Below are 13741 nucleotides of genomic sequence, written 5' to 3' on the forward strand. Positions count from 1 at the left end.
TCCCTCAGGTGTAATTACTCTGTACGTTCGAACATCAGATCCCAAACACCGTGACCCAGGCGCTGGCCGCGGGCCTCGAACTTGGTCAACGGACGGTAATCCGGCCGTGGCACTACAGTGCCATCGCTGGAAAGGTTGCGATAGCCGGGGGCGGCATTCATCACTTCCAGCATATGTTCGCTGTAGTTTTCCCAATCGGTAGCCATGTGGAACACACCACCAATTTTCAGTTTACGACGCACCAACTCGGCAAAGGCCGGCTGCACTATGCGGCGCTTGTGGTGGCGTTTCTTGTGCCATGGGTCAGGGAAAAACAGCTGCAGCCGCGCCAGAGAATTATCGGCAATGGCGTGCTCCAGCACTTCCATGGCATCGTGATGGAATACTCTCAGGTTGGTGACTCCGGCTTCGCCGACATCGGCAAGACAGGCGCCCACACCGGGCTTGTGCACTTCGATACCGATAAAGTTAAGCTCGGGGGCTTCCTTGGCCATGGTCACCAGAGAGGCGCCCATACCAAAACCTATCTCCAGCACTGTGTCTGCCTCACGGGCAAAGACGGCGTTCAAATCCAGTGGCTCGGGGGAATAATCCAGCCCCATGCTGCCCCAATGCGCTTCTATGGCCTGGGCCTGGCCCTTGGTGAGGCGACCCTCACGCAGCACAAAGCTTCTTACTTTGCGCAGATACTTGCCTTCTTCGTTAAACTCGGCCGTTGTGACTTCGCTCATTTTTGCCCCTAGAGAGGTTTGAAAAAGAAGGGCATTATCCAAAGTTCACCATACAGTGCAAGCCCTGATGCTGAAAAAGTATACCAACAATCCACAAGAACGAAATAAGTCAATCATTTGGGGGCATCAATCTCCTTGTTTCGCCCCTTGGCTGCGGCTACACTGCGCCGATGAACAAGACAGCCTCTTTCGCAGAACGTATCGTAAAATGGTATGACTTGAATGGTCGCAAGACTCTGCCATGGCAACAGCAAAAGACCCCATATAAAGTATGGATTTCTGAAATCATGTTGCAGCAGACCCAGGTCGCGACTGTTATCCCCTACTTCCAAAAATTCATTGCCCGTTTCCCCGATGTCGTCAGCCTAGCCAATGCCGACACGGACGAAGTGCTGCATCTGTGGACAGGTTTGGGCTATTACGCCCGCGCCCGTAACCTGCACAAGGCCGCCATCAAGGTGCGTGATGAGTTCCAAGGCGAGTTTCCAACCGACTTCGACTCGGTACTGGCACTGCCGGGCATTGGCCGCTCAACCGCAGGTGCGGTGCTGTCGCTGTCTTTGGGACAACATCACCCCATATTGGATGGCAACGTCAAACGGGTACTGGCCCGCCACGGCGCCATAAAAGGTTGGCCCGGGCAAAAGGATGTGGAAAACCAACTCTGGCAGCTGACCGAAGCGCTCACGCCCAAGGCCGAGATCCAAAAATACAACCAGGCGATGATGGATATAGGTGCCACCATTTGCACCCGCTCCCGCCCCGCCTGTGACCAGTGCCCGGTCGCCCGCGACTGCAAGGCGCAGCTAATGGGGCGCCAGGGCGAATTCCCCGGTAAGAAGCCGAAGAAGGCGATTCCGGCCAAAGAAGCCTGGCTACTGGTGCTGGAACACGATGGCGAGATCTTGCTGCAGCAAAGGCCACCCGCCGGGATCTGGGGCGGCCTCTGGTGTTTCCCCGAGTTCAGCAACAGACAAAACCTGCTGCAAGCCGCCAAAGCCTTGGGGCTTGCAGAGCACAGCATCACTGAGCTACCCGGTTTTCGTCACACCTTCAGCCACTTTCACCTGGACGCCCAGCCTATGCTGCTGCGGCTAAAGAGCAAAGTAGCCACAGACACGCTGCTGGACCAAGGTCACAGCGCCCAGAGTAAAGACAGGGTAATGGAACCCAAACCCTGTCTCTGGTATAACTTAAACCAACCTTCCCGGGTGGGACTGGCCGCTGCAACAGAGCGGGTATTGGCCAGCCTGGAACCGAGTCTGACCAAGGAGTAAACATGGCACGCACAGTTAACTGCGTCTATCTCAAGAAAGAAGCCGATGGCCTGGATTTCCAACTGTATCCCGGCGAACTCGGCAAGCGCATTTTCGACAACATCAGCAAAGAGGCCTGGAGCCTGTGGCAGAAAAAACAGACCATGCTGATCAACGAAAAGAAACTGAACATGATGAATGTCGATGATCGCAAACTGCTGGAAGAGCAGATGGTTGCCTTCCTGTTCGAAGGTCAGGAAGTACAGATTGAAGGCTATGTGCCACCGGCAGAAGATGAATAAGCCGCTATGCTATAATGTAGCGCGCCGCGAAGATTGACAAACGGCGCCGTCAAAAATGACAAATTTTAAAGGCCCTTAATGGGCCTTTAAACTATCTGTTGCTCGCGATTTAAACTTCTATCTCGGCGCTGGAGGATCCCCTCATAATTCGGGCCTCCCAGAGGTGTTAACCAGTTTAAGAAATTCACCCCAAGCCCAGCGAAAATGCGATTCTTTGATTGAGTATTCCGGACGTCGTTTCACTTCTTTGCCGAGCCGGAGCACAGATAGCACGTTTCTGTCACGTATCGTATTGGCTTGAAACCTCCGCTGCCATCCCAGATGCCTGGCAGCCAGACCGATGCACCAAAGCAGGATTTCTGCCAACAAAGCTATCAGCAACAACACATCATAACGGCGTGGACAACGACTGCGGCTTTGTCTGAGTCCCATGCCGTATTGGGGACTTTTGAGGTCGCGAAAGGTTTCTTCTATCTGCATCCGTCTGGCATAAAGTTTGACCACCTGCGTTGACGAGAACGCCTCAGTAGGCAAGTTGGTTGCCAGTAACCAAGGCTCTTTACTGCCAAGACGGTAACTTTGTTGTGCCGTATGATTGCGTCCTGCTTTGGATGACCGCTTGTCGGCTCGATGTTTCGGCGCAGCCTTGTACAGATGTAAATGACAGCGCATAGGCGATTTTCGTCCCAGTTTTACGTAACCAATATGCCGGGCTTTCGCCGTGGCGGAGGGATAAAGCGACTTATTCGACTGCCATTGGGCATGATTGGCCAGGAGAAAGCCGACATCCCCACGGACACGGCCAAGCCAAAACCAACCATATCGTTCCACCTCCCGAAACCAGGTATTGCGGTAACCTGCATCGGTGACAATCAGTGGACAAACATGGGATGGCAGCACCTGTGCCAACTCCGCCAAGAAGGCGTTATGACTGCGAGGAGCATTGTAGTCGGCAAACTTGAAAGTACGCTCATACAGGGTAACCGAGCGCCCTTGCACACTGACAGAGGCTCGCAATGTCATCATCCGCAGTTGTTCACGGACATCAGACCAATCAATGAGGATTACCGGCATGGGATTAGCTGCACAGAGTAACTTTGCATGCCATTGATAAATAGCGAATTTATCAGAGTGTAGATGCGGGTTGCCGAGTAGCCTGTCTATCCGTTTGATGTTGTGCTTTGGCGCCACCGCGCCAGAGATATTGCGACCAAGCTGAGTCAGTGACAACTGATTGCCATCAAGTAACGCTTCTGTAGCAACCATCAGAGAATTAAGCCGTTTTTGATGTATTTGTGGGCATTGCTTTTTGAGTAAATCGTGTAAGATGTGGACATCACGCATGGTGTTGGATCTGGTAGTTTTTTGGCGAAATCAATTAGATCAATCAACACCATGCGTGTCTACTAAATTGAATAAAAAGGGAATTATCTGGGGATTCCCTAGCCTACAGCGTTAGTTAAAAGTTCTCAATTACCCTGCTAAATCGCATTTTAAGAAAGGACAAATATGTTTATTCAGCATTTGAACAATGAACAACAGGCAACATTGATTGCTTTTGCAAAAAAAATTATCGTTGTCGATGGACATATCGACGAAAAAGAAGAGCTTATGTTGGAAACGATTCGCTCTCAGTGTGATGTCAACGTAAATTTCGATAGTAAATCCGAATTGGACGAACTAGGAAGTTTATTTGAGCTTCAGCATCAAAAAGTGGCGTTTATGCTGGAACTCATTGGTGTTGCTTATGCAGATGAAACTTATCAAGACAGTGAGAAAGCTGTTATTGGGCATTTAGCAGAAGTTCTAAATATTTCGCCTAGTTTGCTAACTGACATGGAAAACTGGGTTAAACGTCAAATGATTCTGGTTAAAGAAGCCAACTTATTCATGGAGATATAACGATGCCTTTACCATTTATATTAGCAGGTGCGGCTATTGTAGCGGGTGGATATGGTGTGAAAAAAGGTATCGATGCAAAAGATGACTTTGACACAGCAAAAAGGATCAATAGACGTGCGCAGACTATGTTTGACGAGGCAAAATCCGAGCTAGAAGAGGAGCGCGAGTTAACTCAAAAAGCGATGGAAAACTTAGGTCAAGCAAAATACAAAATTTACAATGAGTCGATCATTCCGTTTGTTGATGTTTTTTCAAAAATAAAAAATGTTTCCTTTGAGGACAATAGCCTAGATGATGCGACAAATTTACCAGCGATGAGTGCTGGAGAGCTTGCTCGAATGAAAACTAGCGTCTTAGAGATAAAAGGTGTTCTTTCAGGTGGAATCACGGCTCTTGGTAGTGGTGGACTTGCTGGCTTAGCTGCTTACGGTGGCGTCGGTGTTTTAGGGACGGCTTCAACAGGTACTGCCATAGGCACATTAAGTGGTGCAGCAGCGACTAACGCTACCCTAGCATGGTTAGGGGGCGGCTCACTCGCTGCAGGGGGATACGGTATGGCAGGTGGCATGATGGTTTTAGGTGGTGTTGTCGCAGGGCCTGTACTCGCTGTTGGCGGAATGATGATGGCTTCAAAAGCGGAGGCTGCTAAAGAAGATGCATATGGCAATCTTGATAAGGCTGAGTTGGCATCAGAGCAGATGAAAGAGGCGAGGGTTGCGGCAAGTGGCATACGCTTGAGGTTTGAAGAAATTACCAAAGTTTTACGTAGCTTAGAACTTAGATTCCAGCCATTACTCCAATCATTAAACGAGTTGGTAGAATCAAATACAAATTATAGTACGTACTCCGAAGAAGATCGTAAGGGTGTAATGATCGCAGCGTCTACTGCAAAAGTTTTAAAGAACTTGCTGGAAGCTCCTATCATAGACAATGAGGGTACGCTAACACCAGAGTCTCGCAAGGTGTTGGAAGAAACCCAAAAAATTATTGCGTAATGCAACGAAATGGGAAGGCAGTAAAGCCTTCCTACTTGTAAAATCCAAGGCTTCCCAATCATGAAAAAACAAGATGATTTTGTGTCCATTCTGGGTGGATACACAGCAGACGCTGCTACAAAGAGGTTTACAGAGAGAACATTCAATATTTTTGAAGATAGTGAACATTTAGTTGAACTTGCTCAAAAATGGAAGAATGTCGCTGCTGATAAGGCTCAAGGCCATATGTTCGAACAGCTTGAAGTCATAAAATTTAACTTGGATGCACTAAAAAAAGATAGTGAACTTTTCGCCAAGACTACAGCAAGTATGGGCTTTCCAACAGATCCTGTTGACATCATCATTTCCAACGGCAAGGAGACCTTGAGGGAAGTGCAAGCAAAATCCTGTAACAGTGCTGCACGCAGTGCATTCGCATTGTCCAATGAAAAATACCAAGAAATGCAAAGATTGGCACCTCAAAACCAAGTTGGAAAAATTAAAGAATTGCTTGAAAAGAGGATTGATGCTGGGACGCTTAAGGCCGAAGACTACGAGCAAACTTATAGAAATATGACGGAGTCACTTGAGCATGGCGATGTACGTTCTTCTGGGACAACTTATGATGAGGCATTAAAAGCCACCGATGCCAATGTGGCAGCAGACATCGCTAATCAATCTAAACTGGAAGCTGCCTTTGTTGATATGCATGAGTCAGGGAAAAGGGCTGGTAACATAGGCGCAGCATTGAGTGGGGCGACCAGTAGCGTGACAGAGTTTTATCAAGTTTATAACGGTGAGCGTGAGCTAGGAAAAGCAACAGTAAATATTGCAATATCGACAGCAAAAGGCTATGCGACTGGTTATACAGTAACAGCATTAAGTAAAGGTATAACACACTCTGCCACGCATTTTTTAGGTGCTGGTGTGTCAAAAGCGTTAGCAAGAAGCAATGCCCCAGTCGCAATTGCATCAGGGGTTATTAGTTCTAGTAAGTCGATGATTAGTTACCTAAAAGGAGACATAGAGCTAGAGCAACTTAGTGATGAAATTACACATACAGCAATAACCAGTTCAGCGTCATTCTATTATGGTGCCCTTGGCCAAGTGATGATTCCTATCCCTGTCGTTGGTTCCATTGTCGGGGCTGGCGTCGGATATATGATTGGCAATTTGATCCATCAATCAGGTCTAGTGGCTCTGGGTGATAGTCAATTAGTGAAAATTGCAAAAGAGAGAAGACGTCAGATACAAGCCCTTTGCCTTGCAGCTGTTCCTCAAATTCGACAAAATCGTATAGCACTTCAGCAGCAACTTGATCAGCATTTTGAATTAAGAAAGCAATTATTCATGTCTGCATTTGATTCATTTGATCTAGGAATGAATAATTGGGAACCAAATCAATGTTTAGAAGCATTGAATACGATAAGTGATCAATTTGGCTCTGTTTTACCATATAAATCTTTTGAAGAATTTGATCAAATGATGTGCTCAGAGGATTCATTTAAATTCTGATGAACTACTCATTCCCTTGCTATCAATGTGGTAAATGCTGTTCTAACGTCCATCTCTCTGATGAAACGAAGTTTCTTGATAGGGGAGATGGGTGCTGTAAGCATCTCGATTTAGATACAAAGCTCTGTTCTATCTATGAAGATAGGCCAGATATTTGTCGGGTCGAATTACAGTATCTGTCTCGGTTTTCAGAGCAATATACCTGGGAGCACTTTGTTGAGCTAAATTTGAAGATATGTGCAGCACTTCCCGAAAGAGAGTAATCAACACGAATCTTATCCTTTTGGTGTATGATTCATAGACATCATTTCAATACGACTTGCGTTGAAACTATATTTAATAGCTTAATCAAACAAGCATCAAATACTGACACATCATTGTTTGGGCTAGAACTCCTCAAAACTGAGCCGATATGGCCTGTCGATTGCCTCTCGCAGATCCGCCAGAGAAAATACCCGCTGCAACTCGGCAAACTTTTCGCCGCCAAAATAGACCTGCACCACGGGCAGACTGAAGATACTCATCTGGGCAGATAGCTGCTGGCCAGGGCCCTGACAATCGATATAGGCCGCCTGCAATAGTGGATACTCGTCGGCCAACATGGCGCTTATTCTGGGCTTCAACGCCTGACACACGCCGCAATGCTCGCCGCCGAACAGCAACAATACCGCGGGTTGGCTTTCGAGCAGTTGTTTAAGCTGCTCAAGGGTTTCGATATTCAACATGGTGTCAGCTCACAACTCACCGGCGGCCCAAGTACCCGGGCTCTATTGTTTGTATTGGCGCTCATTGTGCCATATCGGCACTGACTTTCGGTGACTTTCGCTGCCAGTTTACAGGCCAAAAAGAAAAAGGCGCCGACGGCGCCTTCTGTAAAAACTATTGTGGGTTACTGCTTAACCCCTTCAACCACCAGGTCGAGTTTGACGTGAGTGGAAGCCGGGCCCAGATCGGTAGTAATCTTGTAATCCTTGAGGGCAAACTCGGTAGAGCCGATAAAACCGGCGCGATACCCACCCCAAGGGTCCTGCCCTTCACCGATAGCCTTGGCATCTATGGTCAGCGGCTTGGTGACCCCATTGAGGGTAAAGTCACCGGTAATCACCAATTCGCCATTCCCTTTGTCCTCCACCTTGGTTGACTTGAAGCTGGCCTTGGGATACTTGCCGGCATTGATGAAGTCGGCCGAACGCAGGTGCTTGTCCCGCTCGGCATGGTTTGAATCCAGGCTTTGGGTGTTAATGGTCACATTCACCTTGGCATCTGCCGGATTGGCCTTGTCAAAGCTGAAGTTGCCTTCAAATTCGTTAAAACGCCCGACCACAAAGCTGTAACCAAGATGGTTGACTCTAAAGTTGATAGAGGCATGGGCGCCCTGGGTATCAATCACATAGTCGGCGGCATTCACGGCGCAAGGCAATAACAGGGCGCTGCCAAGCAAACCGGCAAACAGGGTCTTTTTCATTTTGCTATCCTCTCTTGAGTTTAATCATCCTGACGAGTGTCTGATCTTTATCGATAAAATGGTGTTTCAGCGCCGCCAAGGCATGCAGCACCACCAGGGCCATCAAGCTATAGGCGGCGTATTTATGTATCGCCCCGGCGATATCGGCCTGATTGTTAAACAGCTCACCGACACCCGGCAGCTCAAACCAGTCAAATACCGCGATACCCCGGCCATCGGCGGTGGAGATCAATATGCCGCTCAACATAATCAGCAGCAGCAACAGGTAGAGTCCCCAATGCGTCAAACGGGCCGCCTTCTGCAGTAAAGGCTTGTCCGGTATCGCCTGTGGCGACGGGCTCAGCAGTTTCCACAACAATCTGACCAGGGTAAGCGCCAACAGCAAAATGCCGATACTCTTGTGCAGATGCGGCCCCTTCTGATACCAGGCACTGTAATAGGTCAAATCAACCATCCAGTAGCCGAGCCCAAATAGGCCTATCACGGCAATGGCCGATAACCAGTGGTTCAAAATGCTGACAAGGCCGTAGCCCTGACGAGTGTTGGCGAGCATTTTCTATCCTTAAGCTAGGTCTTAAGCTCATCATATGGAGGCTAAATGAAAACTAAAATCATTAAATATTGGCCATTTCTTTCGAAATTTTAGAAAGTAGGACAAAAGGTGGGCTTAAAGGGCCACAGTGCTGCGGGTAACACGGCAGATTGCGGCGAAGATAGTTTGATGCAATAGGCGGTCTGCTGGCTTTTCAAGCGATATCAGTTTGATTTCAGCCCAAAAAGCCCAATTCTGAGCATTAACTGAGCGAACACAGGATTTATGCCGAAAAAGCACTTGCAGGAAAAAATTCAGAACTATATTATACGCGCACTCCGAACGACACGGGCCTCAACTCCCGGTTCGAAGTAGATGACTGACACTCAGTTCAGTTGCCCGAATAGCTCAGTTGGTAGAGCAGCGGATTGAAAATCCGCGTGTCCCTGGTTCGATTCCGGGTTCGGGCACCACAATTTAGCCGGCATAGCTCAGTTGGTAGAGCAACTGACTTGTAATCAGTAGGTCCCGAGTTCGACTCTTGGTGCCGGCACCATGAAACAACAAAAACGCCACTCACTGAGTGGCGTTTTTGTTTATATCATTCCCGCTGACTTCAACCATGGTTTGACCCGATTTCTACGGCAGACCGCCCTTTCCCTCTCCCTTTGCGCTAACTCGTGGCTTAACCCAAAGCCGCTTTGCTTAAGCATAAAAAGCCAGCTAACCTTAAGGATAAACACTCGAAAAGGTCATTTTAATGCTAGAAGGATCAGCAAGTTATGAAATCCACCCCTGCAGTAACTGCCTAAACAAAAAGGAGTTGGGGTTTGATTTTTCAATGGCTTTTCAACCCATAATAAACATCAAAAATAACAGCGTGTTTGGTTATGAAGCACTGGTTAGGGGATTAAACAATGAGGCGGCAGGCCAGGTATTTTCCAAGGTCAACGACCACAACCGTTATATCTTTGATCAGATGTGCCGGATAAAAGCCATCTCGCTGGCCTCGCGGCTTGGCATAGACTCCATGTTGAGTATCAACTTTCTCCCCAATGCCGTATATAAACCCGAGCGCTGCATTCGAACCACTCTGGAAGCGGCCAAAAAATACAACTTCCCTACCGAGAGGATCATGTTTGAATTCACTGAGGTAGAGAAGATTGAAGACAGCAACCACGTTAAACGTATTGTGGAATGCTATCGAGCCCTGGGCTTCATAACCGCCATAGATGACTTTGGTTCCGGGTATTCAGGGCTGGATCTGCTGGCAAATTTCCAGACCAATATCATAAAGCTTGATATGGAGTTAATCCGGAATATAGATACGGACAAAGTTCGCCAATCGATAGTGACACATTGCCTGAGCATGTTCCATGACTTGGGCATTACCCCATTGGCCGAGGGAATAGAAACCCAAGGAGAATGTTTTTGGCTCAAAACAGCAGGAATCGAACTGATGCAGGGCTACCTTTTTGCCCGCCCGAGTTTTGAGAGCTTGCCCCGGGTCGATTTCTCCAATCTCTAAGCCACAGGTTTGTAGTGCCTTCTATTTAGAGCCCTGCGAGTGCACTCCCTATTTATGGGGACTTGTGCCGCTATCAAAAACCAAACACAAACTACATCTATACACGCCTTTCAGCCTGAGTGATTTTTGCTACCGTAAATTTCAATTTAAAGATCATTGCCTTATGATTCTTGCCAATTTTTCAGAGCGAAGACAATGGGTCGCGTAATAACACTTGATGGTTATGCTCAAAGATTTAAGCGGGTAAATGCCGTAGTTCACTTCCTGGATGATGGGTTTAAAAACCAGCGTATCGCCAGTACCTCAAGCTGTAACCGGGTTAACCCCAATCCCTACTTCGCGACCTCGATATTGATAGTGGTCAACGCCTTTCGACTGCGATGAAAAAGCCATTCGGGTTTGAGGCAGCCGTCATTGACTTCTTTATGACACAAGAGTGTTTGGGTTCGTGACTGAGACATCAGTTATTACGAGATCCCCGAGCCAAAAGGCTCGGGGACTTAAAGCAAACGGCTATTGCCGACCAGATCAGTTAAGTCACCAAGGAGGGTTAAACTATCGCTGTTACCAACTGCGCATCTTATGGCCTTTCAGCGCATAGAAGAGGATAAACAGATAACAGGGCAAGCCTATCCAGTAACCCAACTGCACATTGTCACTGAAGTGGGCAATCTTGCCGAATATCAGCGGCAGTATGGCGCCACCTGAAATCCCCATGATCAGCAGCGCCGAGCCCTGGGCCGTGTATTTGCCCAGCCCTTCCAGCGCCAGCGGCCACACAGAAGGCCAAACCAGAGCGTGAGCTAGGCCCATCATGGCGACGAAGGTGACTGTATCCGGAATAGTTGGAATACCGCTCCACCCCCACAGCAGCGACGAGATAGCATGGCTCTCGGCCGATGAGAAGATGATGCCAAAGATGCAAGCAATACCCGCCAAAGCCGAGGCGAGCAAAGCCTTTTCCTGGCTGATAAAACGTGGGATACAGCTAACCCCCAAAAGGTAGCCGATAACCATAAACACCATGGTGTAGGAGGTCAGGGATGCGAAATTGTTGACCTCGAGGCTGGCACCATAGAGGCCTATGGTATCACCGGCAATCACTTCAACCCCCACATAGGCAAAGATGGCTATGGCGCCCAGGATCACCTGAGGGAAATGCACTATACCGCTCTTGTCGGCATGCTCTCCCTCTTCTCCCTCAAAGGCGATTTCAGGCAAAGCAGAAAACTTCACCAGTGCGATCAGTACCACAAGCGCCAGCGTCATATAGATATAGGGCATCACCAGACGCGCAGACAGTTCGCTTATTTGGGCTTCTCGCTCGGCCGGGGCCATGGCAGCCAGATGCCCGGCGGTGAAGCCTTCCAGATCAGCCAATACCAAAGCGGTAAACAGAATAGGCACTATCACACCGGCGCCCTTGTTAATCAGCCCCATGATGGAGATCCGCATGGCGGCGCTCTCCTTCGGACCAATATGCACCACATAGGGGTTGGACGCCGTCTGCAAAATGGTTAAGCCGGTTCCCAGTACAAAAAGCGCCAGCAGAAACATTAAAAAGTTGGCGCTGAAGGCGGCTGGAATAAACAGCATAGAGCCAACGGCCATGATCCCCAGCCCTACCGCCATACCATTGCGATAGCCGGTGCGGCGCAGGATAGACGACATGGGCAGCGCCATCACGGTATAAGCGATGTAGAAGGCAAAAGTGACAAACAGTGCCTGAAACTCATTGAGCTCACAGATGATTTGCAGAAAAGGGATCAATGAACCATTCAACCAGGTCACAAATCCAAAGATGAAAAACAGCGCACCTACGATAGTCATAGGCAGAAAACTGCTTCTTGAGGCTGCGTCAGCCGGGGTAGCAACTGTCATGTTCATAAACCTGCTTCTTATAGTAATTTATTGTTTGGCAACCAAATTTATCGGCGCCCCATCCATCTTGAGTGGTGTTTAACCCTTGAAAGCTTAATGCCGCGGCAGCTTTATACACGGCTTTGTTTCAATAAAGTTACGCCATAATAACAAAAAAGACAACGCTGTCATTAATTTTAAACCAGGCAGATGACCGCTTGTTCGGCGAGCGAAAGAAGGTTCGAACAAGTCCCATGTGTGCTCTGCATCGGCTTACAGGCCTGGATGCAAGGCGTGGTTCGCAACAAATGGCCTTAGTCCTTTGCAAGAAGCACAACACAGCAGGCAGGCTTGTAAGCCACGCCCTTCGGGGCTTGCACAGCAATCGGCTCTCTACGTTATCCAACTTCGACAGGCCCCAGCATGCCTTCAGTCAGATGCCTTGAACACCAATTGCTGTTCAAGCCACTCTCTACAAAAGAGAAGGCCACGAGGACTCGTTCGCACCTTCCCTAAGCCTCAAACCCGAATAAACAACTGCCTGCGATACATCCACCAGAGCAGCAACCATTGCACCCCGAGCATGGCCAATACACCAAGCAGTGGCTGCCAGTTCTCGGGGGCGCTATTGATAAAACCGCCAAGCAAACTTTCGCTGCTATAGCGCCACTGAACCAGACTGGAAGCGAGATAGATGATGATGGCGTTGCAACCAATCACCACAAAGGGGAAACCCAACCAACGCAGACCAAGCACATCGATAACGGCGTAAAACAGTGCCAGCAGCAACAGGCTCCAGCCACTGCTCACCAGCACAAAACTGCTGGTCCAGAGATCTTTATTAACCGGGATCAGAGGATTAAGCAGCCAGCCAAGCCCCAAACAAACCAGCCCGGCCAGACACAGCAAACCTACCCTGCCCCAGGCTGAAAAACTTTGCTGCTGCAAAAAGCGGCCCACAAACACACCAGCCAAAGCATTGACCACTGCGGGAAGGGTCGATAACAGGCCTTCCGGATCATAAGGCTTATGTTGGTAGCTGATCCCGGGCAGGAAATGACTGTCTACCCAGGCGTTGATAGAACCGGCGGCGCTGAAGTCTCCGGCACTGCCGCCCGGGACCGGCAGCCACAGCTGCACCATGGCGTATCCCAGCAAGATAGCGACAGCAGCATAGATCTGGGTTCTGAGCCCTGTGTGCCACACCAGCATGGCGGCAAAAAACCAGGCGAAGGCGATACGCCCCAAGACGCTAGCATAGCGTATCTCATCCAGGGCCGCCGGCATGCCCGTCCCCCAGCCGTGATTGTAGAGCACACCAAAAAACAGCAGTAAAGCCAAACGCTTAACTGCGTGCTTATATTTTGGAAGTCGCTCGGCAAACGCCAACTTGTCCAGACGCTTGGGAGACAAACCCAGGGCAACGCCGGAGAGGAAGATAAACAGCGGGAAGATAAGATCGTAGAAGGTAAAACCATGCCAACTGCTGTGGTGCATCTGGCCATCGAACCAACGCCAGCCACTCCAAGTAGTCAGCAGCAAGAGGGCGGCAAACAGCGCTTCACCGCCGAGGATCCAGAACATGTCAAAGCCCCGCAGCGCATCGAGCGACATCAGCCTGGGCTTGTTGGCGGTCTCAGTTGCCGCCGCTATCTTTTCAGTCATAGGGCTTCCCT

The 13741-nt window shown here is 49.1% G+C and carries 15 protein-coding genes and 2 tRNA genes; 10 read left to right on the forward strand and 7 right to left on the reverse strand.

Translation table 11 applies throughout. From position 1 onward, the window contains the following. Positions 1–14: 14 nt before the first annotated feature. Positions 15–731, reverse strand: coding sequence for a tRNA (guanosine(46)-N7)-methyltransferase TrmB (trmB, locus tag K5621_RS14350; protein ID WP_221049571.1), 717 nt, complete (start codon positions 729–731; stop codon positions 15–17). 170 nt (positions 732–901) lie between these two features. On the opposite strand from trmB, the gene mutY reads away from it, so the two are divergent. Continuing rightward, positions 902–2008: an A/G-specific adenine glycosylase gene (mutY, locus tag K5621_RS14355; protein ID WP_115389000.1), complete on the forward strand. Its 1107-nt coding sequence runs from the start codon at positions 902–904 to the stop codon at positions 2006–2008. A 2-nt stretch (positions 2009–2010) separates the two neighbouring features. Next, positions 2011–2289 carry an oxidative damage protection protein gene (locus K5621_RS14360; RefSeq protein ID WP_221049572.1) on the forward strand — a complete coding sequence of 93 codons (279 nt, stop codon included), beginning with the start codon at positions 2011–2013 and terminating at the stop codon, positions 2287–2289. A gap of 141 nt (positions 2290–2430) precedes the next feature. On the opposite strand, the gene K5621_RS14365 is transcribed toward K5621_RS14360, so the two are convergent. Further along, positions 2431–3633: an IS4 family transposase gene (locus K5621_RS14365; RefSeq protein ID WP_221049573.1), complete on the reverse strand. Its 1203-nt coding sequence runs from the start codon at positions 3631–3633 to the stop codon at positions 2431–2433. A gap of 165 nt (positions 3634–3798) precedes the next feature. On the opposite strand from K5621_RS14365, the gene K5621_RS14370 reads away from it, so the two are divergent. From K5621_RS14370 to K5621_RS14385, 4 genes are read left to right on the forward strand one after another with little or no spacing between them, the layout of a single operon-like run. Then, on the forward strand, positions 3799–4191 hold the full coding sequence (locus tag K5621_RS14370; protein ID WP_221049574.1) for a TerB family tellurite resistance protein: 393 nt from the start codon (positions 3799–3801) through the stop codon (positions 4189–4191). 2 nt (positions 4192–4193) lie between these two features. Beyond that, positions 4194–5186, forward strand: a complete 993-nt coding sequence (locus tag K5621_RS14375) for a hypothetical protein (protein ID WP_221049575.1) — start codon at positions 4194–4196, stop codon at positions 5184–5186. Between the two features lie 60 nt (positions 5187–5246). After that, positions 5247–6680: a hypothetical protein gene (locus tag K5621_RS14380; protein WP_221049576.1), complete on the forward strand. Its 1434-nt coding sequence runs from the start codon at positions 5247–5249 to the stop codon at positions 6678–6680. Further along, positions 6680–6943: a YkgJ family cysteine cluster protein gene (locus K5621_RS14385; RefSeq protein WP_221049577.1), complete on the forward strand. Its 264-nt coding sequence runs from the start codon at positions 6680–6682 to the stop codon at positions 6941–6943. Before K5621_RS14380 ends, K5621_RS14385 begins: the two co-directional genes overlap by 1 nt. Before the next feature lie 123 nt (positions 6944–7066). On the opposite strand, the gene K5621_RS14390 is transcribed toward K5621_RS14385, so the two are convergent. The 3 genes from K5621_RS14390 to K5621_RS14400 all read right to left on the reverse strand — a co-directional run bounded on the left by K5621_RS14390 (position 7067) and on the right by K5621_RS14400 (position 8698). Continuing rightward, positions 7067–7405: a thioredoxin family protein gene (locus tag K5621_RS14390; RefSeq protein ID WP_221049578.1), complete on the reverse strand. Its 339-nt coding sequence runs from the start codon at positions 7403–7405 to the stop codon at positions 7067–7069. A 164-nt stretch (positions 7406–7569) separates the two neighbouring features. Beyond that, the gene (locus K5621_RS14395; RefSeq protein ID WP_221049579.1) at positions 7570–8145 is read right to left on the reverse strand and encodes a YceI family protein; all 576 of its coding nucleotides are present in this window, start codon (positions 8143–8145) and stop codon (positions 7570–7572) included. A gap of 4 nt (positions 8146–8149) precedes the next feature. Beyond that, complete coding sequence (locus K5621_RS14400) at positions 8150–8698, reverse strand: cytochrome b (protein ID WP_221049580.1); 549 nt, start codon at positions 8696–8698, stop codon at positions 8150–8152. A gap of 376 nt (positions 8699–9074) precedes the next feature. On the opposite strand from K5621_RS14400, the gene K5621_RS14405 reads away from it, so the two are divergent. The 4 genes from K5621_RS14405 (at position 9075) to K5621_RS14420 (ending at position 10589) form a co-directional block, all read left to right on the forward strand. Then, positions 9075–9150, forward strand: a tRNA-Phe gene (locus K5621_RS14405). A gap of 7 nt (positions 9151–9157) precedes the next feature. After that, positions 9158–9233 (forward strand) — tRNA-Thr (locus K5621_RS14410). Between the two features lie 204 nt (positions 9234–9437). Beyond that, positions 9438–10205 (forward strand): EAL domain-containing protein, encoded by a 768-nt coding sequence (locus K5621_RS14415; protein ID WP_221049581.1) that lies wholly within the window; start codon positions 9438–9440, stop codon positions 10203–10205. A 195-nt stretch (positions 10206–10400) separates the two neighbouring features. Continuing rightward, positions 10401–10589, forward strand: a complete 189-nt coding sequence (locus K5621_RS14420; RefSeq protein WP_221049582.1) for a hypothetical protein — start codon at positions 10401–10403, stop codon at positions 10587–10589. Between the two features lie 180 nt (positions 10590–10769). Here K5621_RS14420 and K5621_RS14425 read toward each other — a convergent pair whose 3' ends face one another. Continuing rightward, complete coding sequence (locus tag K5621_RS14425) at positions 10770–12086, reverse strand: sugar MFS transporter (RefSeq protein WP_144361824.1); 1317 nt, start codon at positions 12084–12086, stop codon at positions 10770–10772. Between the two features lie 498 nt (positions 12087–12584). Beyond that, complete coding sequence (nagX, locus tag K5621_RS14430; RefSeq protein ID WP_144221490.1) at positions 12585–13730, reverse strand: transmembrane glucosamine N-acetyltransferase NagX; 1146 nt, start codon at positions 13728–13730, stop codon at positions 12585–12587. Positions 13731–13741: the final 11 nt, after the last annotated feature.

This window comes from Shewanella carassii, from assembly GCF_019670705.1.
Taxonomy (GTDB): domain Bacteria; phylum Pseudomonadota; class Gammaproteobacteria; order Enterobacterales; family Shewanellaceae; genus Shewanella; species Shewanella carassii.